Source organism: Micromonospora sp. NPDC049240, assembly GCF_040647835.1.
In the GTDB taxonomy this organism is placed as follows: Bacteria; Actinomycetota; Actinomycetes; order Mycobacteriales; family Micromonosporaceae; genus Micromonospora.
In genome coordinates, this window is the sequence record NZ_JBEZCX010000004.1 from 1 (window position 1) to 20,644 (window position 20,644).

Consider the following 20,644-nt stretch of genomic DNA (forward strand, 5'->3'; position numbering starts at 1 on the left):
CGTGGGTGATGTCCCGACCGGCGAACGTGATCGACCCGCTGGTCGGCTCCAACAACCGCACCAACATCCGCCCCGTCGTGGTCTTCCCACACCCCGACTCCCCCACCAGACCGAGCGCCTCACCCGGCCGCACGTCGAAGTCCAGCCCGTCGACCGCCCGCACCGCCCCCCTGCCGCGCAGCCCGTCCCGCACCGGGAAATGCTTCGTCAGCCCGCGCACCGACAGCAGCGGCTCGGTCTCGGTGCTCATCGGGCCACCCCCACCTGGGCGATGTCCTGCTGATAGAGCCGGGTGCGCTCCTCGGCCGGCAGGTGGCAGGCCACCAGATGCCCCGCCTCCCCGGCCGCCCGGAGCGCGGGCACCTCGGTGCGAGAGCGGTCGCCGTTGACGTCGGCGTAGCGGCAGCGGGGATGGAACGCGCACCCCGACGGCAGATTGATCAACGACGGCGGGTTGCCGGGGATCGGCACCAGGTCCGCGTCGGCGTCGCCGTGCAGCGACGGCACGCTCGACAACAACCCCCAGGTGTACGGATGCTGCGGCGTCCGCAACACCTGCGCCACGCTGCCGTGCTCCACGGCCCGGCCGCCGTACATGACGAGGACGTCGTCGGCCACCTGGCTGACCACGCCCAGATCGTGCGTGATCAGGATGATGGCCGACCGGAACTCCTCCTGCAGATCGGCGAGGAGGTCCAGGATCTGCGCCTGCACGGTCACGTCCAACGCCGTGGTCGGCTCGTCGGCGATCAGCAGGTCGGGGTCGTTGACCAGCGCCATCGCGATCATCGCGCGCTGCCGCATCCCACCGGAGAACTCGTGCGGGTACTGCTCGAACCGCTTTGCCGGCTGCGGGATGCCGACCCGATCCAGCATGTCCACCGCCCGCGTGCGGGCCTCCCGCCGACCGGCCCGGGGATGGTGCACCCGGTACGCCTCGGCGATCTGCTTGCCCACCGAGTAGTACGGGTGCAGCGCCGACAGCGGATCCTGGAAGATCATCGCCATGTCCCGGCCGCGCAGTCGCCGCACCTCCTCATCGGGCAGGCCGACGAGCTGACGCCCGCCGACGGAGATCTCCCCGGTGACGGTCGCCCGCTTGGACGTGCTGTGCAGGCCCAGGACCGCCAACGACGTGACGCTCTTGCCGGAGCCGGACTCCCCCACGATGCCGAGCGTGCGACCCCGCTCCACGGCGAACGACACACCGTCCACGGCCTTGACCACGCCGTCCTCGGTGTCGAACCGCACCCGCAGGTCTCTGACCTGGAGATAGGGCGCGTCGCCGGCGCGTTGCTCCGGCACCTCCGGACGGTCCGGCTCCCCGGACGGCACCGCCTCCGACCTGCCCATTGACCGCCTCCCCTTCGGTGATGAAGAGAACCTACAGGAAACCTCTGGAGGCGAAAATAAGCTACATCGAGCGGCCTGTCAGCGGTCAGAGCGTAACGACTGGGTTTCCGACCTGAACAGCCCTCACCTGGACCTTCGTCAGTCGTGACTCACCGTAGTGATCTGCTCATCGCACGACAGGTGCGACGATATCCGTGGTGAAGGAGCGACGATCCCGGCCGACACGAGGTGGAGGTTTGCCATGACGGCGGCGGTGTTCGACCACGACGGCCCGTGGACCGAAGAGGAGTACCTCTCTCTCGGGGAGACGCAGCAACGCGTCGAACTCTTCGACTGGAGCCTCTACGTGACCCCTGGTCCCACCCCGCTGCATCAGAACATCTCCGGCGAACTTCGCGCCATGCTCCGCATGCCGGCGCGGGAAGCCGGGTTACGCGTGCTCGAAGCCGTGAACGTACGGCTGCGGCCGGGACGGATTCCCATTCCCGACCTGGTCATCACCAATGACATCGACCTACGCGTACCGGTGATAGAGGCCAGTGATGTGCGTCTGGTCTGCGAGGTCATCTCGCCGAGCAACGCGGCGACCGACAAGGTGCTCAAGATGCACTTCTATGCCGCGGCGCAGATCGAGTGGTACCTGCTGATCGAGCAGGACACGTTGACCATGCACCTCTACCGGCGCCAGGACGCGCACTATGTCGAGCACGCCGTCGCGAAGAGAGGCGACACGCTGGACTTGGTCCGACCCGTGCGTGCCGCGATCCGCCCGGAGGATCTGCTCGCCTGACGGATGTCGGTGTGTTCGCCTAGGGTCGGACGCATGGGATTCGATGCGGCGACCGCCGCCGTGCAGGCCGCCCTCGACGCGGGAGCCCGCTATGCCGACGCCCGGGTGATGCACCGCCGGTACGAGTCGATGTCGGCGCGCAACGGCGACATCGAGGAGCTGGCCCAGCACGAGAGCATCGGCCTGGGGGTGCGCGCGCTGGTCGGCTCCGGCTGGGGCTTCCACGCCGTACCCGAGCTGTCCGACGCCGCGGCCCGCGACGCCGGCCGGCGCGCCGCGGCGATCGCCGCCGCGAGCGCGCGGGTCCCCGGCCCGCCGGTCGACCTGGTGCCGGTGGAGGCGGCGGTGGCGAGCTGGGCCTCGGAGTGCGCGGTCGACCCGCTCGGGGTGCCGCTGTCCGACAAGGGCGACCTGCTGGTCGGCGCCACCGCCACGATGCGCGAGCACGGGGCCGACCTGGCCGAGGGGCTCTACCAGATCTGGGACACCACGAAATGGTTCGTCTCCAGCGAGGGCCACCGGATCGACCAGCACATCCGCGAGTGCGGCGGCGGCATCTCCGCCACCTCGATCGGCGACGGCGAGACGCAGCGTCGGTCCTACCCGAGCTACCGCGGGCAGTACGGCACCACCGGCTGGGAGCTGGTCACCGCGCTCGACCTGGCCGCGCACGCCGCCCGGGTCGCCGAGGAGTCCCGGGAGCTGCTCACCGCGCCGGAGTGCCCATCCGGCGAGACCGACCTGATCCTCGGCGGGGAGCAGCTCGCGTTGCAGATCCACGAGTCGGTCGGGCACGCCATCGAGCTGGACCGCATCCTCGGCTGGGAGGCGGCGTTCGCCGGCACGTCCTGGCTCGACCTGGCCCGGCTCGGCTCGCTGCGCTACGGCTCGGAGCTGATGAACGTGACGATCGACCCGACCATCCCGGGCGCGCTCGGCAGCTTCGGCTTCGACGACGAGGGGTCGCCCGCGGTCCGACGGGACGCGGTGCGCGAGGGGCGGTGGGTCGGGGTGCTCGCCGGCCGGGACTCGGCCGCCGTCGCCGGCCTGGACCACGGCGGCAGCGTACGCGCCGACGGCTGGGCCCGGCTGCCGATGGTGCGGATGACGAACGTGGGCCTGGAACCGGGCCCGCACACGCTCGACGAGATCATCGCGGCCACCGACGACGGGGTGCTGATGGACATCAACAGGTCCTGGTCGATCGACGACAAGCGGCTCAACTTCCAGTTCGGCTGCGAGGTCGGCTGGGAGGTGAAGAAGGGGCGCCGGGGCCGGATGCTGCGCAACCCGACCTACACCGGCATCGGGCCGGTCTTCTGGCGCTCGATGGACATGCTCTCCTCGGAGACGGTCGCCTGGGGCACGCCCAACTGCGGCAAGGGGCAGCCCGGCCAGGTCGGGCACACCGGCCATCCGGCCGCGCCGGCCCGCTTCCGCGGCGTGCGGGTGGGGGTGCGCGCATGAGCGAACGCACCGAGCGGAGCGAGGGCCGTGAGCGCATGCCCGGTCGGCACAGCATGAGCGAACGCACCGAGCGGAGCGAGGGCCGTGAGCGCATGCCCGGTCGGCACGCCATGAGTGACGAGCGGGATCTCGCCGCCCGGGTGGTGGAGCTGGTCCGGCGCGCGGCCGGGCCGGGTGCCGAGGCCGAGGTGGTGGTGACCCGGTCCGATCTGGCGCTGACCCGGTTCGCCAACTCGTTCATCCACCAGAACGTGGCCGAGACCGGCACCGCCGTGCGGCTGCGGCTGCACGTCGACGGCCGGACCACCGCGGGCAGCGGCAACCGGGTGGACGCCGACGGGTTGACCGCGCTCGTCGAACGCACCCGGGCGGCGGCCCGCCTCGCGCCGCCCGACCCGGCCTGGCCGGGCCTCACCGCGCCGACGTCGACGCCGAGCGGCCCCGCCGTCGACGAGGCCACCGCGTTCGCGTCGCCCGACGAGCGGGCCGCCCGGGTCCGCGCGTTCGTGGACGCGGTCGACGGGCTGGAGGCGGCCGGTTACTGCCGCACCCTGTACCTGTCCGGCGCGTTCGCCAACTCGGCCGGGCACTCGGCGGTGGGCCGGTCCGCCGAGGCGGCGATGGACGGCATCGCCCGGGCCGGCGGCGCGGACGGGGTGGCCCGCCACTGCGCGGACCGCCTGGCCGACCTGGACGGCGGTGCGCTCGGCGCCCGCGCGGCGGCCAAGGCGCGGGCCGCGGCCGACCCGGTCGAGCTGCCGCCGGGGCACTACGAGGTGGTGCTCGAACCGGCCGCCGTGGCCGACCTGCTCCAGAACCTCGCCTGGTACGGCTTCAACGGCAAGCGGCATGCCGAACGCCAGTCCTTCGCCGAGCCGGGCACGGCCCAGTTCGACCCGGCGGTGACGCTGGTGGACGACCCGCTCCACGCCTCCACGCTGCCGTTCGACCTGGAGGGCACCTCCCGGCGGGCGCTCACCCTGGTGCGGGCCGGCACCACCGAGGCGGTGGCGCACGACCGGCGCAGCGGCGCCGGGGCGGGCACCGGGTCCACCGGGCACGGCATGGCCGGCGGGTCGACGTTCGGCCCGATCCCCAGCAATCTCCGCCTGCTGCCGGCGGACGCCGCCCCGGTGGCGACCGTCGACGGCCCGGCCGGTTCGGTGGGCGCGGGCGTGACCGGTGCGGTGGGCGACCCGGACACGGCGGCCCTGGTGGCCGGCGTACGGCGCGGGCTGCTGGTCAGCGACTTCTGGTACACGCGGGTGCTGGACCCCAAGCAGCTCGTGGTCACCGGCCTGACCCGCAACGGCGTCTGGCTGGTCGAGGACGGCGTACCGGTGCGGGCGGTGCGCGACTTCCGGTTCACCGAGTCCTATCCGCGTGCCTTGGGGCCGGGCCGGGTGCTCGGCCTGGGCCGGCGGCCGGTCCGGCAGCCGGCCCGGTCCGACGGGTCGTGGTGGGAGGGCCCGGCGCTGCGACTGTCGTCGTGGCACTTCACCGGCGGTGCGTCCGGCTGAGCGACGCCACACAAATTGATCATGAGCCGGGTCTTTCCAACCAGCGGGACACACGGGACACTGCGTTGCGCGGCCGGGCCGTGAAGATCGGCGTAACGTGTGTCACTTAGCCGCGCCGGTTCACCGGCGTGGTCCCACGCGTGCGCAGGACGTGACAGTGACGTCAGGGAGATGACTCGAATGACAACTACGTCGGCCAGGGGGCCGAGGTCGCAGCCGCGGGGAGCGCGGGCACGTGCCGCCATCGCGGCGAAGACGTTGCGGACCGACCGATGGTGGCTCGCCCCACTGATCACCGTGGTCGGGCTCAGCGCCTGGGTCATCTACGCGACCGTCCGGGTCTTCATGCACAAGTGGTACTGGGTGGAGCAGTACCACTACCTGACCCCGTTCTACTCCCCCTGCGTCACCGAGCGGTGCGTCGAGGGCTCCTCACACTTCGGCAGCTTCCTGCCCGGCTGGTGGATCATCCCGGACGCGGCGCTGACCCTGCCGTTCCTGCTGCTGTTCCGGCTGACCTGCTACTACTACCGCAAGGCGTACTACCGGTCGTTCTGGCTGTCGCCGCCGGCCTGCGCCGTGCCGGACGGGCACCAGACGTACAGCGGCGAGACGCGGTTCCCGCTGCTCGGGCAGAACCTGCACCGCTACTTCTTCTACGCCGCCGCGATCATCTCGCTGATCAACACCTGGGACGCCGTCCTCGCCTTCCACTCCCCCGAGGGCTTCGGCTTCGGTCTGGGCAACATCATCCTGCTGGTCAACGTGGTGATGCTCTGGGCGTACACGATCTCCTGCCACTCCTGCCGGCACATCATCGGCGGCCGACTCAAGCACTTCTCCAAGCACCCGGTGCGGTACAAGGCGTGGACCGGTGTGTCCTGGTTGAACGTCCGGCACATGCAGCTCGCCTGGATCACGCTCGGCACCCTGGCGTTCACCGACTTCTACGTGATGGCGATCGCCGCCGGCTGGTTCAACGACCTGCGGTTCATCAACTGAGGGCCCCTGACATGACTGAAACGCGAATCGAACGACACCACTACGACGTCGTCGTGATCGGGGCCGGTGGCGCCGGCCTGCGCGCGGCGATCGAGGCCCGGTTGGCCGGCAAGAAGACCGCGATCATCTCGAAGTCGCTGTTCGGCAAGGCGCACACGGTGATGGCCGAGGGTGGCGCCGCGGCGGCCATGGGCAACGTGAACTCGCGGGACAACTGGCAGGTGCACTTCCGGGACACCATGCGCGGCGGCAAGTTCCTGAACAACTTCCGGATGGCCGAGCTGCACGCCAAGGAGTCGCCGCAGCGGATCTGGGAGCTGGAGACGTACGGTGCGCTCTTCGACCGCACCAAGGACGGCAAGATCTCGCAGCGCAACTTCGGTGGTCACGAGTACCCGCGCCTGGCGCACGTCGGCGACCGGACCGGCCTGGAGCTGATCCGCACGCTCCAGCAGAAGATCGTCTCCCTCCAGCAGGAGGACAAGCGCGAGTTCGGCAGCTACGACGCGCGGATCCGGGTGTTCTCCGAGACCACGATCACCGAGCTGCTGCTGGACGGCGACCGGGTGGCCGGCGCGTTCGGCTACTACCGGGAGTCCGGCGAGTTCATCCTCTTCGAGGCGCCCGCCGTGGTGCTGGCCACCGGCGGCGTCGGCCGGTCCTACAAGGTCACCTCGAACTCCTGGGAGTACACCGGGGACGGTCACGCGCTGGCGCTGCGCGCCGGGGCCACGCTGATCAACATGGAGTTCCTCCAGTTCCACCCGACCGGCATGGTCTGGCCGCCCTCGGTGAAGGGCATCCTGGTCACCGAGTCGGTGCGGGGCGACGGCGGCGTGCTGAAGAACTCCGAGGGCAAGCGGTTCATGTTCGACTACGTCCCGGACGTCTTCCGCAAGCAGTACGCGGAGACGGAGGACGAGGCGGACCGCTGGTACACCGACCCGGACAACAACCGGCGTCCGCCGGAGCTGCTGCCCCGCGACGAGGTCGCCCGCGCGATCAACAGCGAGGTCAAGGCCGGTCGGGGTACGCCGGCCGGCGGCGTCTACCTGGACATCGCCTCCCGCAAGTCGGCGGAGGAGATCCAGCGCCGACTGCCGTCGATGTACCACCAGTTCAAGGAGCTGGCCGACGTCGACATCACGAAGGAGCCGATGGAGGTCGGCCCGACCTGTCACTACGTGATGGGTGGCGTGGAGGTGGACCCGGATTCCGGCGCGGCGGCCGGCACGGTGCGTGGACTCTTCGCCGCCGGTGAGGTCTCCGGCGGCATGCACGGCTCCAACCGGCTCGGCGGCAACTCCCTGTCCGACCTGCTGGTCTTCGGCAAGCGGGCGGGCGGACACGCCGCGACGTACGCCGACCAGCTCACCGCCCGCCCGGCGGTGTCGGTGGCGGCGGTGGAGGCCGCGGTGGAGACGGCGCTGGCGCCGTTGCAGCGCGACACCGGGGAGAGCCCCTACCAGCTCCAGCAGGATCTCCAGGTGGTGATGGGCGACCTGGTCGGCATCATCCGGCGGGAGGGTGAGCTGGCCGACGCGCTCGGCCGGCTGGCCGAGCTGCGGGAGCGGGTGGCGAAGGTGAGCGCGGTCGGCGGCCGGCGCTACAACCCGGGCTGGCACCTCGCGCTCGACCTGCGCAACATGCTCGTGGTCTCGGAGTGCACCGCGAAGGCGGCGCTGGAGCGGCAGGAGTCGCGCGGCGGGCACACCCGGGAGGACTATCCGGCGATGGACCCGAAGTGGCGGCGGGTCAACCTGGTCTGCTCGCTCGACGGCGACGCGGTCCGGCTGACCCACAAGCCGCTGCCGACGATGCGGCCGGAGCTGATCGGGCTGTTCGACCGCGCCGAGCTGTCGAAATACCTGACCGACGAGGAGCTCGCCGAGTTCGACGCCCGCACCGAGGAGGAGCGCTGATGGGAAGTAAGCGACAGTTCCGCATCTGGCGGGGCGACGAGACCGGCGGCGACCTCCAGGACTACGCGGTCGAGGTGAACGAGGGCGAGGTCGTCCTCGACGTCATCCACCGGCTCCAGGCCACCGAGGCGCCGGACCTGGCGTGCCGGTGGAACTGCAAGGCCGGCAAGTGCGGCTCCTGCTCGATGGAGATCAACGGCAAGCCGCGGCTGGGCTGCATGACGCGGATGTCGACGTTCGAGGAGACGGAGACCGTCACGGTCACGCCGCTGCGGACCTTCCCGGTGATCCGGGACCTGGTCACCGACGTGTCCTTCAACTACGAGAAGGCGCGGGAGACCCCGGCGTTCGCGCCGCCGGCCGACGTGGCGCCCGGTGACTACCGGATGCAGCAGGTCGACGTCGAGCGCTCGCAGGAGTTCCGCAAGTGCATCGAGTGCTTCCTGTGCCAGAACGTCTGCCACGTGATCCGCGACCATGACGAGAACAAGCCGGCGTTCTCCGGTCCCCGGTTCTTCATCCGGGCCTCCGAGCTGGACATGCACCCGCTCGACACGCGTACCGACCGCAAGGAGTACGCGCAGTCCGAGATGGGGCTCGGGTTCTGCAACATCACGAAGTGCTGCACCGAGGTCTGTCCCGAGCACATCAAGATCACCGACAACGGGATCATCCCCATGAAGGAACGGGTCGTCGACCGCAGGTACGATCCCCTTGTGTGGCTCGGTAACAAGATCTTCCGGAGGGGTCAGGTGCCTCAGACCAGCGCGACCAGCGGGCATTCCAGCGGTGCGGTGACCACCGGCGCGGCTCACCGTGGGGTGCACTCGCACGCCGGCGGTTCGCACGACAGCGGTGCCGAACGCCAGGCCCAGCAGGGCGTCAACTGGCAGCGCGAGGTGCCGCACCCGACCGCTCCGGCGGTGGACGCCAACGGCAAGCTGCCGCTGACCGAGCTGACCTTCGACCGGGCCGCCGCGCCGTCGCCGTTCGGCGACGACGTGGAGTTCCCGCTGCCGGCGGAGCACCTCAACTTCGCCCACCCGCAGCAGGACGAGCCGAAGCACTGACAAGCGGCGCGACGATGACGGGGGCCAGCGGCACACGCCGCCGGCCCCCGTCCCGTTTCCGCCCGGCTGTCCGGTTCGGCGGGTCTGATCCTGCCGGCGGCGGACGCGGCTCAGGACCTGGCGAGCAGCGGACGCAGCGCGGGCACGATCGGCACGTCGGCCGGCAGCCATTCGACGGTGTCCAGCTCGGTCGCGGAGAGCCAGCGCAGCTCGGCGTGTTCCAGCGCGGTCGGCTGGTCGCCGTGCAGCAGGCGGGCCGCGTAGACCCGCAGGACGGACCGGCCGTGTGCCATCCGGACGTCCCGTCCGACCCGGGTGCCGACCGCGACCCGGACGCCCAACTCCTCGGCGCACTCCCGGGTCAGCGCGTCGACCTCGGTCTCCCCCGGCTCGACCTTGCCGCCGGGGAACTCCCACCGCCCCGCCACCTCGGGCGGCGCGGCGCGCTCGCAGGCGAGGACCCGGCCGGCCACGATGATCGCCGCTCCGACGACCACCCTCGGCTCCCGCCGGTCGGCCTGCCCATTTCCGCTAACCCGTTCGGTCCGCACGGACCACCAGCGTGCCAGATCAATCGGCGGTTTGGGTAGCTGAGTCGGCCATCAGGCCAGCAGAACACGGAAGTGTGGGCGTGGACACACCATCTGTGCGACGACAGACTAGAGGGCGTCGACTGGGACACGGGATGGCGACGATTTGGCCACAAGCCGGCAACGACGCCTGGGAGGTGCGGTGATGCGCGTGCTGTTCAGCAGCCGGGCGAAGCACGACTACCTCAGCGACGCGCTCGCCCTGCTGCCCGGGTGGATGCGCGAGGGCGAGCAGCTCAGTCGCATGCTCGCCCTGGACGACACCCAGCACGCCGCGCTCACCGAGCGGGTGGCGGTGGTCGCCGACGCGCTGCGACTGCGCCCCGAGATCAGTCGCCAGGCCGGGCGGACCCGGATCAGGCTGGGGCACGACGACGGCGAGCCGCTCACCGAGGGTGAGGTGCTGCTCGCGGCCCGCATCGAGGACGCGGTTCGAGCGGTCACCGCGCCCTGAACACTGGCGCGCCTGCCCTACCGTCGAGGACATGTCTGGTCCGACGTACGACCGCAAGGAACAGTTCCAGCAGATCCAGAGCGGGCTGCTGCCCGGGGAGCAGATCATCGCCGTCTACGACGCGATCGGCACCGGCACCGGCTTCATCGGACTGACCGACCGGCGGGTGATCGTCCAGGACCGCTCGTTCGTCGGCAAGCGGTACGCCATCACGAGCATCCCGTACTCGAAGATCACCAGCGTGAGCGTGGTGAGCAACAAGTCCTGGGGTGGCTCGTTCTTCTCCACCGGGGCGATCGCCGTGCACGTCGGCACGCACACCTACGAGGTGGAGTTCCGGGGCGCGGAGAAGAGCCACCACGTGCACAACGTCATCCTGCACCACATCTCCTGAGCGGCCTGGCACAATCGCCGCCATGCGGGGGCTGACGGCACGCTGGCGCACCTGGCACGACGGGCACCGGCGGGCCGTACGCCTGGTCCGCCGGCTGCTGCTGGTCGCCGCCGCCGGTGCGGTGCTGCTGGCGGTGGCGACGGCGGCCAGCGTGGCCTGGGTCCGCGGCGACGCCGAGGGGCACGTGTTCACCGTCGCCGACGTGCCGGACGCACCGGTGGCGCTGGTGCTCGGCGCCAAGGTCGAGCCGGACGGCGCGCCGTCGCCGTTCCTGGCCGCCCGACTGGAGATCGCCAGGCAGTTGTACGCGGCCAGCAAGGTCAAGGTGGTACTGGTCTCCGGCGACCACATGGACTGGGACTACGACGAGCCGGACGCGATGCGACGCTGGCTGGTCGACCGGGGTGTGCCCGCGGAGAAGGTGGTGCTCGACCACGCCGGCTTCGACACCTACGACTCGTGCGTCCGGGCCCGGCGGATCTTCGGCGTGCGCCGGGCCATCGTGGTCACCCAGTCGTTCCACCTGCCCCGCGCGGTGGCGCTCTGCCGGCACGTCGGGGTGACGGCCGACGGCGTGGGCGACGACACCGCCCGCCGGTACGCGCAGCAGTGGCGGATCAGCAGCGCCCGGGAGTACGGCGCCAGCGTGAAGGCCGCGGTGGACGTGCTCTCCGGCCGGGACCCGGTGCACCTCGGCCGGCACGAGACCGGAGTGGACGACGCGCTCCGGGCCGGCTGAGGGCGGTAATCCGGTTGTGGTGCCGGGACGACCACTGGTCTGCTGACGCAATGTCCGTCTTCGATGATCCCGGCCACTTCGGACGGCTCTGGGCCGCCACCTACGACGGCCCCGGCAACCCGGATCCTGCCCCGGCCGTCGACTTCCTCGCTCCGCTCGCCGAGGGCGGCCCGGTGCTCGAACTCGCCATCGGCACCGGCCGGGTGGCCCTGCCGCTGGCCGCGCGCGGCCTCGCCGTGGAGGGCGTCGAGGCGTCCCCGGAGATGGTCGCGCAGCTGCGCGCCAAGCCGGGCGGCGAGCACCTGCCGGTCACCATCGGCGACATGGCGGACGTCCCGGTGTCCGGGCCGTACCGTCTGGTGTTCCTGGTCTTCAACACGCTGTTCAACCTGGTCGACGCGGAGCGTCAGGCGGCGTGCTTCCGCAACGTCGCGCGGGTGCTGGCGCCCGGCGGCGCGTTCGTCATCGAGACGTTCGTGCCCGACCCGGCCGGCTTCGACCGGGACGAGCAGGTTCAGGTCCGGGACGTGACCGAGGACTCGGCCACCATCCGGATGCACCGTTACGACCGCGCGGCGCAGACGTTCGTGCGGCAGACCATCACGTTCGACGCCGATGGCGTGCACCTGAGCCCGTTCGCCATGCGCTACGCCTGGCCGGAGCAGATCGACGAGATGGCGGAGCGGGCCGGGCTCCACCTGGCCGAGCGGTACGCCGACTGGGACCGGACGCCGTTCGACGCGGACAGCCGTACGCACATCTCCGTCTACCGGCTCGGGTAGCGGACGCGTCGAGGGTCGGGACGCTGGTCCCGGCCCTCGGCCGGCCCGGTTAGGCTGACCCGCCGGGAGGGCCGATGACAGTGACCGTCGTCGCGATGGACGACTCGCACGCCGACGCCGTGCTGGAGATCTACCGTCTCGGTATCGCCGAGGGCGACGCCACGTTCGAGACCGAGCCGCCGGAGTGGCCCCGGTTCACCGCCGGCCGGCTGCCCGGCCACCGGTGGGTGGCGCTCGACGCGGCCGGACGGCTGCTCGGCTGGGTGGCCTGCTCGGCGGTCTCCGACCGCTGCGTCTACGCCGGGGTGGTCGAGCACTCCGTCTACGTGCATCCCGAGGCGCGGGGCCGCGGCGTCGGCCGGCTGCTGCTGGACGCGCTGATCGACTCCACCGAGGCGGCCGGCGTCTGGACCATCCAGTCCGGCGTGTTCCCGGAGAACACCGCCAGCCTGGCGCTGCACGCGGCCCGCGGCTTCCGGGTGGTCGGGACCCGGGAGCGGATCGGCCGACACCACGGCGTCTGGCGGGACGTCACGCTCATCGAACGCCGCAGCCCCCGGATCCGCTGACTCGCGGACCGGGGGCGGGCGCCGCAGCTAGCGGGACTCGCGGTTGAACAGCCGCCTGGACCAGAGGTACCCACCGAGCGCGACGACGGCGCACCAGCCGAGCGCGATCCAGCCGTCGGCGCCGATCGGCGTGCCCATCAGCAGGCCGCGCAGGCTCTCGATGATCGGGGTGAACGGCTGGTACTCGGCGAACCAGCGCAGGCCGGCCGGCATCGAGTCGGTGGGCACGAACCCGCTGCCGAGGAACGGCAGCAGGATCAGCGGCATCGGCAGGTTGCTCGCGGTCTCCACGCTCTCGCTGACCTGGCCGAGCGCGACCGCCAGCCAGACCAGCGCGAACGTCACCGCCGCGAGCAGGCCGACCGCGCCCAGCCAGCCGACCGGCCCGGCGGTGGGACGGAAGCCGACCAGCAGCGCCACGCCGATCACCACAGCCAGGCTGAACGCCGCCTGGATCATGCTGCCGAGGACGTGTCCGGTCAGCACCGAGACGCGGGCGATGTGCATGGTGCGAAACCGGGCGATGATGCCCTCGGTCAGGTCCATCGCGATCGAGATGGCGGTCCCCTGGACCGTGGCCGCCACCGTCATCAGGATGATCGCCGGCGCCACGTAGTTGGCGTACGCGGCCCGGGTCCCCGCACCGGCCGCGCCGCCGCCGGCCGTCGACCCCCCGGCGCCGCTCCCGAGCCCGGCGCCCAGCGTGCCGCCGAACACGTAGACGAAGAGCAGCAGGAAGACCACGGGCATCCCGATGAGCATCACGGTCATCGACGGGTAGCGCAGCATGCGCCGGAGGTTGCGGCGCAGCATCGTCACCGAGTCGCGCAGCGGGTGGAACCGGAGGTCGGCGTGGGTGGAGACGCTCATCGCGTGGTCACCTTCCCGTCGGTGGGTTGGCCGGTGCGGGTGTCGGTGGGTCCGCCGGTCAGGGTGAGGAAGACGTCGTCGAGGTCGGGGGTGTGCACGGACAACTCGTCGACCTCGACGCCACCGTCGTCGAGCCGGCCGATAAGCGACCGCAGCGACCGCAGGCTGCCGTCGCCGGGCACCCGCAGGGTGAGCGCGTCGGCGTCGCGGGTGGCCCGGTCGAGCACACGTACCGCCGCGTCGAGGCCCGCCGGATCGGCGAACCGCAGCCGGACGTGCCCGCCCGGAATGCGGCGCTTCAACTCCTCGGGCGTGCCCTCGGCGACCACCCGGCCGTGGTCGAGCACCGCGATCCGGTCGGCCAACTCGTCCGCCTCCGCCAGGTACTGGGTGGTCAGGAAGATGGTCACGCCGCCGGCCACCAGCTCGCGGACGATCTGCCACACGTCCCGGCGGCTGCGCGGGTCGAGCCCGGTGGTCGGCTCGTCCAAGAAGATCACCCGGGGGTCGCCGACAAGCGTCATCGCCAGGTCGAGTCGTCGCAGCATGCCCCCGGAGTAGGTCGACGCCGGCTTCCCGGCCGCCCCGGTCAGGTCGAACCGTTCGAGCAGCCGGGCGGCCCGCCGCCGGCCCTCGTGGCGGGCGAGGTGGTGCAGGTCCGCCATCAACCGCAGGTTCTCCTCGCCGGTGAGCAACTTGTCCACCGCGGAGAACTGACCGGTGACACCGATCGCGGCGCGTACCGCGTCCGGCTCGCGGGCGAGGTCGTGCCCGGCGACCCGGACCTCACCGGCGTCGGCGGCGAGCAGCGTGGACAGGATCCGCACGGTGGTGGTCTTCCCGGCGCCGTTCGCGCCGAGCAGCGAGAAGACCGTGCCTTCGGGTACGCGCAGGTCGACGCCGTCGAGCACGACATGCTCGCCGAACGACTTCCGGAGCCCGGTCACGGCGATCTGATGTGTGGTCACGATGTCCTCCCGTCAGGACCGGTGGATGGTGATGTCGCCGTAGGAGGTCCGGCCGCGTACCTCGACGGTTTCCTCGGTGCCGCCGGGCCGCGCGGTGCTCTCCAGGTGGTTGTGCACCTGACCGAAGCCGGTGTTGACCTCCAGCCACGCGGCGGTGCCCGCCGCGACGCCGATGTCCAGGTCGCCCATGGCGGTGCCCAGCACCACCGAGCCGCGCGTCACCTCGGCGACCCGGATGCCGCCGTTGGAGGTCTTCGCGTCGACGCCGGCGCCGGCGTGCGCCACCTCGATGGCGCCGTTGGCATTACGCACCCGCACGTCACCGGTGGCCGCGTCGACCGTGGTGTCGCCGTTGGAGTTCTTCACCGCCACGGCGCCCTGGACGCTGCCGACCCGCACCGTGCCGGAGCCGGTGGAGATCTCCGCGTCGCCGGTGACGTCGCCGACGGTGACGTGCCCGACACCGGTGTGCAGGCGCAACGGCCCGGTCCGCTCCAACCGGACGTTGCCGGTGGTCTTCACCCGGGTCTCGCCGAGCCGGCCGGTGGCGTGCACGTCGCCCAGCAGCAGGTGCGCGGCGAGCCGGGAGTCGCTTGGCAGTTCGATGGAGACGTCCACCGACCTGCTCTTCTTCGAGAAGTCGAAGGTGCGCTTCGGGCCGGTCACGTGGAGCGTGCCGTCGGTGAACTCGACGCGTACCTGGGCGGCGGCCTGGACGTCGGACTCGTCGTCGCCGTTGCTCGGGCGGACCTCCACCACGGTGTCGGCGCGGTCGCCGGCGGCCACCCGCAGGGCGGCGACGCCGAGTTCCATCGTGACGGAGATCGATTCGGGTGTGTCGAAAACAGGCATGGTCGTCCCCACATCCTGGGTCGGTGAGTCGTCCCCGCAGGTCAGGGGGACGTGAGAGGAAAAGCCGGGTGGAGCGGTGCGGTCAGTGCACCCAGCCGGTGAAACGCTGCTGGGACCGATTCCCGCCGACGCGTGGCTCGGGGCGCGGCTCCCGGTCGCTTCTGGGTAGGCCGGCGGCGGCGGCCCGGACCAGCCAGGCGTTGACCGAGCGCCCCTCGGCGGCGGCGGCCTCCTCGACCGCGGCCTTGAGCTGCTCCGGCATGCGTACGTTGATCCGGGCGACCGGGCCGTCCTCGTTGATCGGCAGGTCGATGTCCGGTGCCGCGCCCTGGTCGGACGCCGCCGGGAGCGGCTCGGCCGGCGGTGGGGTCACCACGAAGTCCGGGTCCCGGCCGCGCAGCCGCACCTCCACCGAGCCGGGGGCGAGTTCCCGGGTGATCTCGTCGGCGGCGGCCGACAGCGCGTCCAGCAGCGTCATCCGGATCGCCGACTCCAGTGGCCCGGTCAGGCGCTCGACCAGCGCACGCGACTCTTCACCGCCGGCTTCGGCGAGCGTGGCGAACTCCCGCCCGAGGTTGCTCACATACGAGGTCAAGTCCATGGCACTACTGTGGCACAGCAATGGCATCACCGCAAGCCTAAATGATGCCACTATGGCGCCCGCCCTGAGCTGATTCCTGCATCTACCCTGCTCAACAGTCATCCTTAGCTTGGCATCACCGTGATGCCACGCCACCCTGTTCTGTCGTCGCCAGCACCCGAGGCGCGCTCTTTGATCTCACGCAGAGCACCGCTGAGAGGGTTGCTCGAAGAACGCGCCGACCGCGTGAGCGCGCAGGTCGGCCCGTCACCGAGTGCTACCGTGAGGCCCATGACTGCGGTGCCCGAGTGGATGCGGCCACCTCGCCCTGAAGGCTGGTATTCCGAGGATCTGGACAAGCTCGCCGAAGCGCCGCGTCACACCGAACTCATCGATGGAGCACTCGTCTTCATGATGTCCCCTCAGCGGGTCTGGCACGCCCGGATGGTCACCGCGCTGGTGAACGCCCTGACCGAGCAGGCACCGGCAGGCGTCGAGGTCGACCGGGAGATCACGATCCGACTCGACCGGTGGAACCGCCCCGAGCCCGATCTCGTTGCCACAACGGCGCCCTACGACCCGTCCCGCACCTTCTACACCCCCGAGGAGACGCTGCTGGTGGTCGAGGTGGTCTCGCCCGAGTCGGCGCACCGGGACCGCAATGTCAAGCTGCGCAAGTACGCGGAGGCGGGGATCGCGAACTACTGGCGCGTCGAGGACGAGGACGGCTCCCCAGCGGTCTACGCGTACGAGATCGACGGCCCCACCCGGTCGTACGCGCCGACCGGAATCCATCGGCGTGAGCTGCGCACCTCGCTGCCGTTCCCGATCAAGATCGACCTGGCCGGATTGGTGCCCGCCCGCAAGAGCTGACCCGACCCCCGTCAGGCGGTTTCACTCCGCCCCCTCAGCTTCGCGTTGAGGCCGGGCCAGGGTGACCGCGAGGTAGGCGTTGCGGCGGGCGATGAGGCGTCGCAGGTACGGCCGCAGGATGAAGCGGGCCACCAGCCGACCGAGCGGGCCCATCGGCGCCGAGAAGTCGATGACGTCGCGCATGACGGTCGCCGCGCGGTCAGCAGGGTTCGGAGTGAACGTGTGCTCGTGGCGCCATCGGCGGAACGGGCCGCTGACCTGCTCGTCGGTGAAGCCGTACGGTCGTCGGTAGTCGGTGATCCGGACCGTCATCCGCCACGGCAGGCCGAAGTGCCGGGCTTCCCATGTCACGGTGTCTCCGGCCGCCAGCCGGCCGGTCGTCACACCACCGACCGCCCGTTCGGCGCTGTTCCCCAAGGAATCAGTGTGCGTGTCGACGTCGAGGCAGGCGTCGAAGACGGCTTCCGGGGCTGCCTGGACGTCCGTGGCCAGCTCGATGCGCGGCACACCGCCAACGGTAGACCCAGCGTTTGACGCAGCGACAGTGCGATGCCTCTCGCCCCGTCGCACGGTCAGCCGTCGAACCGGCACCCGCAGCGCCGGAAGATCACTTCGTCTCGCCTGAGCAGCAGGAACAGCCAGGTTCGCACGCGCAGGTGTCCGCGCTGTCACGCCGACTGGCACGTGGAGCCGAGCCGTTGACCGGCATCGCACAGCAGGCGTCCCCGCGCCACGCCGCTCGCCCCTCCTTGACCGCCACCACGGCGATGACGAGCGCGGCGAGCGGATCGGCCCAGGACCAGCCGAACATGCTGTTGAGACCCAGGCCGACGAGCAGCACGGCGGACAGATAGGTGCAGAGCAGGGTCTGCTTGGAATCGGCCACCGCTGATCGGGAGCCCAACTCGCGCCCGGCCCGTCGTTGCGCGTAGGACAGCACCGGCATGATCAGCAGGGACAGGGCAGCCAGGACCAGGCCGACGGTGGAGTGTTCGGCCTCTCCGCCGCCGGCCAGCGCTCGCACCGACTCCACGGTGACGTACGCGGCCAGCGCGAAGAACGACACCGCGATGATCCGCAGTGCGGCCTTCTCCCGCGCCTCGGGGTCGCGGCCGGCGAACTGCCACGCCACCGCCGCCGCCGAGGAAACCTCGATCACCGAATCCAGACCGAAGCCGATCAGGGCGGTGGAGGAGGCAGCAGCACCGGCCGTGATCGCCACCACCGCCTCGATCACGTTGTAGGTGATCGTTGCCGCCACCAGGAACCGCACCCGTCGCGCGAGCACCGCCCGACGAACCGCGCCGTTACCGGACTGAACCTGCAGCAGAGGGGCGGACATCAACAGCAACCCTTCTCGTCGGCGTCCGCGCACATCGTCGGGTCGACCGTCAGCACCAGGTTCAGCAGGTCGCCGAGAGCATGCGCCAGCCGTGCGTCGGTCAGCTCATAGCGGGTCCGCCGCCCCTCGGGCACCGCCACGACCAGACCACAGCCGCGCAGGCAGGCAAGGTGGTTGGACAGGTTCTGGCGAGTGGTCCCGAGCAGGTCGGCCAGCTCCGCCGGATAGCCCGGGGCGTCCCGCAGCGCCAGGAGCAGCCGCGCTCGGATGGGATCGGACAACGCGTGGCCGAACCGGGCCAGCACATGCCCGTGCGTCAGGATCTCCACCCGACGACAGTACAGCGATTGCTGAATTCAGCGCCAGTCGTACCGAACCCGCCATCCCGGCGGGCCGGGTCAGACATTGAAGCGGAACCAGGAGGCGCGATCGGCTGGCCGGCAGGGACGGTTCCAGGTACGGCATGTCGGTCGGTTTGACCAAGTGAGCTGTGGGCGTGCCTCCACCAGGATCATCGCAGCGGGGAGGCACGCCCACTGACGGGCCGACTGGCAAGGGAGCCATCACGATCACCGCCTAGTTGCCACAATTCCGTAGTTGCCAGAGTTTGGCAATAAGGCATACTGGCGGGACGATCTCGATCACGCGGGAGGGTTCCGTTGGCCGTCTACACACTTCCTGACATGCCCTACGACTACGGGGCACTCGAACCCGCCATGAGCGGTCAGATCCTGGAGCTGCACCACAGCAAGCACCACGCCGCCTACGTCAAGGGCAGCAACGACACCCTCGACCAGCTCGCCGAGGCCCGCGACAAGGGCGACTACACCACGCTGGTCGGCCTGGAGAAGACCCTCGCGTTCAACCTCTCCGGCCACGTCCTGCACTCGATCTTCTGGAACAACCTCTCGCCTGAGGGCGGCGACCGCCCCGACGGCGAACTGTCCGCCGCCATCGACGAGCACTTCGGCTCCTTCGACGCCTTCGCCGCTCAGCTCTCCAACGCCACCAAGAGCGTGCAGGGCTCCGGCTGGGGCATCCTGGCCTGGGAGCCGCTGTCCCAGCGCCTCATCGTGGAACAGGTCTACGACCATCACGGCAACGTCGGTCAGGGCTCCACCCCGATCCTGGTCTTCGACGCCTGGGAACACGCCTACTACCTGCAATACAAGAACGTCCGACCCGACTACGTCGACCGGCTGTGGAACCTCGTCAACTGGGGCGACGTCACCCGGCGCTTCGACGCCGCCCGCGCCGCCGGCAACCCGATCCTCGTCGCACCGTGACCACAGCCGACCCCGCGTCGGCCTTCACCGCTGCGCAACGCGCCGCCGGGGTCATCGCCGCCAGGCACCGCGGCGACCTCGGCGGCGCCGAGCAACTGCTCGCAGCCTTCCCCGACGAGGCTGCCCGCACACGCGGCTTCATGCTCCTGGCCGAACTCGCCCTCACCCTCGTCCGCACCCAAACCGGCCAGACCATGGACGACCTCGTCCAGGAACTCACCCTGCACATTGCCGCCGCCAGCGAGCCCCCGGTCAGCACCTAGACGCCCACCCGACAGGCCGCCGGTCGGTGGCGACGGGCGAGGGTGAGCGCTACCGCCAGGACGTAGTCGTCGTACGTAACCCGCTTCGGTGACATGTCACGGCCACCGAATCCGAGGTGTGGAAGGGAGCGACCGAGCCCGTGATCGACCGCGCCATGCAGGTCTTACGGATCAGAGGAATGACCGAGACCCGGCCGGGCGTGGGCGTCTTCGTCGCCGAACAGGCCGAGGCAGATTCGCGCCCGATGATGCCCCAGGGCGAGGCGCACCCACCCGTGAACTGCGATACAAGCGGGCGAAAGCCCACCTACAGCCCGATGGCCCGAACCCGCTGCCCGCAAAGCTTGACGATGTCATCGACATCGGATGTCAGGATCGCCACCGGCGCGGGTAGGCGGAGCGCCACCTCGGCGACCATGGCATCGATGGCGTACCTGTGCCCATGGAGCCCCGCCGCCTCCAACAGCCCCGCACTGCGGCGGGCGCTTTCCACCGTCACCGCCTCCACCCGGATTCGGGACAGCAGCCAGGTCAGCCGCGCGACGTCCACGCCGGAGTGGGAGACCTCGATGATCGTGGCGGCCGACATGGCAAGATCGGCCCCGTCACGCTCCGCCTGCTCCAGCAGTCGCATCACCTTGCGGTCCCGTTCGATCCACATTGCGAAGCCTTGCGAGTCGAGCACCAGCGACTCAAGGCTCACGCCGCACGTCCGATCTCCTCGCCCCCGTGCAGGAGCGCCCGAGCCTCGGCCATCTCCTCGTCAGTGAACGCCCCGAATTCGCCCTGGTAGTGATCCAACTCCTCGCGGAGAAGTCGGCGCCGCTCGGCCCGCTCGGCCAGCTCGGTGAGGTAGCCGGAGACGTTGTCGGTGTGCGACTTCATGCTCTCCAGCAACTCCGCCGGGAGCGTGATCGTGACCTTCTTCGTCTTCGCCATCTTGCGACCATACCATGGT

Annotated in this window: 26 protein-coding genes and 1 pseudogene; 15 read left to right on the top strand and 12 right to left on the bottom strand. The window is 70.7% G+C overall.

Going from position 1 to position 20,644, the window contains the following annotated elements; genetic code table 11:
• Positions 1-250: ABC transporter ATP-binding protein (locus AB0B02_RS07075; protein WP_357297716.1), on the bottom strand; the 250-nt coding region annotated here is incomplete at its 3' end.
• Positions 247-1,353: an ABC transporter ATP-binding protein gene (locus tag AB0B02_RS07080; protein ID WP_281937881.1), complete on the bottom strand. Its 1,107-nt coding sequence runs from the start codon at positions 1,351-1,353 to the stop codon at positions 247-249. The genes AB0B02_RS07075 and AB0B02_RS07080, both read right to left, overlap by 4 nt.
• A gap of 241 nt (positions 1,354-1,594) precedes the next feature.
• On the opposite strand from AB0B02_RS07080, the gene AB0B02_RS07085 reads away from it, so the two are divergent.
• From AB0B02_RS07085 to AB0B02_RS07110, 6 genes are all read left to right on the top strand, one after another.
• The gene (locus AB0B02_RS07085) at positions 1,595-2,143 is read left to right on the top strand and encodes a Uma2 family endonuclease (protein ID WP_281937882.1); all 549 of its coding nucleotides are present in this window, start codon (positions 1,595-1,597) and stop codon (positions 2,141-2,143) included.
• Between the two features lie 33 nt (positions 2,144-2,176).
• Entirely contained in the window at positions 2,177-3,610 is a 1,434-nt protein-coding gene (locus AB0B02_RS07090; RefSeq protein WP_281937883.1) for a TldD/PmbA family protein, read from the top strand.
• 110 nt (positions 3,611-3,720) lie between these two features.
• Complete coding sequence (locus AB0B02_RS07095; protein WP_357298361.1) at positions 3,721-5,130, top strand: metallopeptidase TldD-related protein; 1,410 nt, start codon at positions 3,721-3,723, stop codon at positions 5,128-5,130.
• Positions 5,131-5,310: 180 nt separating this feature from the next.
• Positions 5,311-6,132, top strand: a complete 822-nt coding sequence (locus tag AB0B02_RS07100) for a hypothetical protein (protein WP_281937884.1) — start codon at positions 5,311-5,313, stop codon at positions 6,130-6,132.
• A gap of 11 nt (positions 6,133-6,143) precedes the next feature.
• The gene (locus tag AB0B02_RS07105) at positions 6,144-8,054 is read left to right on the top strand and encodes a fumarate reductase/succinate dehydrogenase flavoprotein subunit (protein WP_281937885.1); all 1,911 of its coding nucleotides are present in this window, start codon (positions 6,144-6,146) and stop codon (positions 8,052-8,054) included.
• On the top strand, positions 8,054-9,124 hold the full coding sequence (locus AB0B02_RS07110) for a succinate dehydrogenase/fumarate reductase iron-sulfur subunit (protein WP_281937886.1): 1,071 nt from the start codon (positions 8,054-8,056) through the stop codon (positions 9,122-9,124). The genes AB0B02_RS07105 and AB0B02_RS07110 overlap by 1 nt, the downstream gene beginning before the upstream one ends.
• A 110-nt stretch (positions 9,125-9,234) precedes the next feature.
• Here the strand turns inward: AB0B02_RS07110 and AB0B02_RS07115 are convergent, their stop codons facing one another.
• Positions 9,235-9,621 carry a (deoxy)nucleoside triphosphate pyrophosphohydrolase gene (locus AB0B02_RS07115; protein ID WP_281937887.1) on the bottom strand — a complete coding sequence of 129 codons (387 nt, stop codon included), beginning with the start codon at positions 9,619-9,621 and terminating at the stop codon, positions 9,235-9,237.
• Positions 9,622-9,859: 238 nt separating this feature from the next.
• Here AB0B02_RS07115 and AB0B02_RS07120 point away from each other — a divergent pair, with 238 nt between their 5' ends.
• The 5 genes from AB0B02_RS07120 to AB0B02_RS07140 all read left to right on the top strand — a co-directional run bounded on the left by AB0B02_RS07120 (position 9,860) and on the right by AB0B02_RS07140 (position 12,652).
• The gene (locus AB0B02_RS07120; protein ID WP_281937889.1) at positions 9,860-10,168 is read left to right on the top strand and encodes a 4a-hydroxytetrahydrobiopterin dehydratase; all 309 of its coding nucleotides are present in this window, start codon (positions 9,860-9,862) and stop codon (positions 10,166-10,168) included.
• 31 nt (positions 10,169-10,199) lie between these two features.
• Positions 10,200-10,562: a PH domain-containing protein gene (locus tag AB0B02_RS07125; protein ID WP_089155136.1), complete on the top strand. Its 363-nt coding sequence runs from the start codon at positions 10,200-10,202 to the stop codon at positions 10,560-10,562.
• Between the two features lie 22 nt (positions 10,563-10,584).
• Entirely contained in the window at positions 10,585-11,301 is a 717-nt protein-coding gene (locus tag AB0B02_RS07130; protein ID WP_281937892.1) for an ElyC/SanA/YdcF family protein, read from the top strand.
• Between the two features lie 50 nt (positions 11,302-11,351).
• Positions 11,352-12,083, top strand: coding sequence for a class I SAM-dependent methyltransferase (locus AB0B02_RS07135; protein ID WP_281937893.1), 732 nt, complete (start codon positions 11,352-11,354; stop codon positions 12,081-12,083).
• A 74-nt stretch (positions 12,084-12,157) separates the two neighbouring features.
• The gene (locus AB0B02_RS07140) at positions 12,158-12,652 is read left to right on the top strand and encodes an N-acetyltransferase family protein (protein ID WP_357297730.1); all 495 of its coding nucleotides are present in this window, start codon (positions 12,158-12,160) and stop codon (positions 12,650-12,652) included.
• Between the two features lie 27 nt (positions 12,653-12,679).
• Here the strand turns inward: AB0B02_RS07140 and AB0B02_RS07145 are convergent, their stop codons facing one another.
• From AB0B02_RS07145 to AB0B02_RS07160, 4 genes are all read right to left on the bottom strand, one after another.
• Positions 12,680-13,522 (bottom strand): ABC transporter permease, encoded by an 843-nt coding sequence (locus AB0B02_RS07145; RefSeq protein WP_281937896.1) that lies wholly within the window; start codon positions 13,520-13,522, stop codon positions 12,680-12,682.
• On the bottom strand, positions 13,519-14,490 hold the full coding sequence (locus AB0B02_RS07150; protein WP_281937898.1) for an ATP-binding cassette domain-containing protein: 972 nt from the start codon (positions 14,488-14,490) through the stop codon (positions 13,519-13,521). The genes AB0B02_RS07145 and AB0B02_RS07150 overlap by 4 nt, the downstream gene beginning before the upstream one ends.
• Positions 14,491-14,502: 12 nt before the next feature.
• Positions 14,503-15,342, bottom strand: coding sequence for a DUF4097 family beta strand repeat-containing protein (locus tag AB0B02_RS07155; protein ID WP_281937900.1), 840 nt, complete (start codon positions 15,340-15,342; stop codon positions 14,503-14,505).
• 82 nt (positions 15,343-15,424) lie between these two features.
• Positions 15,425-15,943 carry a ribbon-helix-helix protein, CopG family gene (locus AB0B02_RS07160; protein ID WP_281937902.1) on the bottom strand — a complete coding sequence of 173 codons (519 nt, stop codon included), beginning with the start codon at positions 15,941-15,943 and terminating at the stop codon, positions 15,425-15,427.
• A 270-nt stretch (positions 15,944-16,213) separates the two neighbouring features.
• Between AB0B02_RS07160 and AB0B02_RS07165 the strand changes: the two genes are divergently transcribed.
• Positions 16,214-16,795 (top strand): Uma2 family endonuclease, encoded by a 582-nt coding sequence (locus AB0B02_RS07165; RefSeq protein WP_357297740.1) that lies wholly within the window; start codon positions 16,214-16,216, stop codon positions 16,793-16,795.
• Positions 16,796-16,816: 21 nt separating this feature from the next.
• On the opposite strand, the gene AB0B02_RS07170 is transcribed toward AB0B02_RS07165, so the two are convergent.
• The 3 genes from AB0B02_RS07170 to AB0B02_RS07180 all read right to left on the bottom strand — a co-directional run bounded on the left by AB0B02_RS07170 (position 16,817) and on the right by AB0B02_RS07180 (position 18,466).
• Positions 16,817-17,302: an SRPBCC family protein gene (locus AB0B02_RS07170; protein ID WP_357297742.1), complete on the bottom strand. Its 486-nt coding sequence runs from the start codon at positions 17,300-17,302 to the stop codon at positions 16,817-16,819.
• Between the two features lie 100 nt (positions 17,303-17,402).
• Positions 17,403-18,137 carry a cation transporter gene (locus tag AB0B02_RS07175; RefSeq protein ID WP_357297748.1) on the bottom strand — a complete coding sequence of 245 codons (735 nt, stop codon included), beginning with the start codon at positions 18,135-18,137 and terminating at the stop codon, positions 17,403-17,405.
• Entirely contained in the window at positions 18,137-18,466 is a 330-nt protein-coding gene (locus AB0B02_RS07180; RefSeq protein ID WP_281937909.1) for a metalloregulator ArsR/SmtB family transcription factor, read from the bottom strand. Before AB0B02_RS07180 ends, AB0B02_RS07175 begins: the two co-directional genes overlap by 1 nt.
• A gap of 330 nt (positions 18,467-18,796) precedes the next feature.
• Here AB0B02_RS07180 and AB0B02_RS07185 point away from each other — a divergent pair, with 330 nt between their 5' ends.
• The 3 genes and pseudogenes from AB0B02_RS07185 to AB0B02_RS07195 form a co-directional block, all read left to right on the top strand.
• Complete coding sequence (locus tag AB0B02_RS07185; RefSeq protein WP_281937911.1) at positions 18,797-19,423, top strand: superoxide dismutase; 627 nt, start codon at positions 18,797-18,799, stop codon at positions 19,421-19,423.
• The gene (locus AB0B02_RS07190) at positions 19,420-19,686 is read left to right on the top strand and encodes a superoxide dismutase (RefSeq protein WP_357297755.1); all 267 of its coding nucleotides are present in this window, start codon (positions 19,420-19,422) and stop codon (positions 19,684-19,686) included. The genes AB0B02_RS07185 and AB0B02_RS07190 overlap by 4 nt, the downstream gene beginning before the upstream one ends.
• Positions 19,687-19,811: 125 nt before the next feature.
• Positions 19,812-19,910, top strand: a pseudogene (locus tag AB0B02_RS07195) (GntR family transcriptional regulator); the annotation flags it as partial.
• An 83-nt stretch (positions 19,911-19,993) separates the two neighbouring features.
• Here the strand turns inward: AB0B02_RS07195 and AB0B02_RS07200 are convergent.
• Both AB0B02_RS07200 and AB0B02_RS07205 read right to left on the bottom strand, forming a co-directional pair.
• The gene (locus AB0B02_RS07200) at positions 19,994-20,389 is read right to left on the bottom strand and encodes a PIN domain-containing protein (protein WP_281937915.1); all 396 of its coding nucleotides are present in this window, start codon (positions 20,387-20,389) and stop codon (positions 19,994-19,996) included.
• Complete coding sequence (locus AB0B02_RS07205) at positions 20,386-20,625, bottom strand: hypothetical protein (protein WP_357297760.1); 240 nt, start codon at positions 20,623-20,625, stop codon at positions 20,386-20,388. The genes AB0B02_RS07200 and AB0B02_RS07205 overlap by 4 nt, the downstream gene beginning before the upstream one ends.
• Positions 20,626-20,644: the final 19 nt, after the last annotated feature.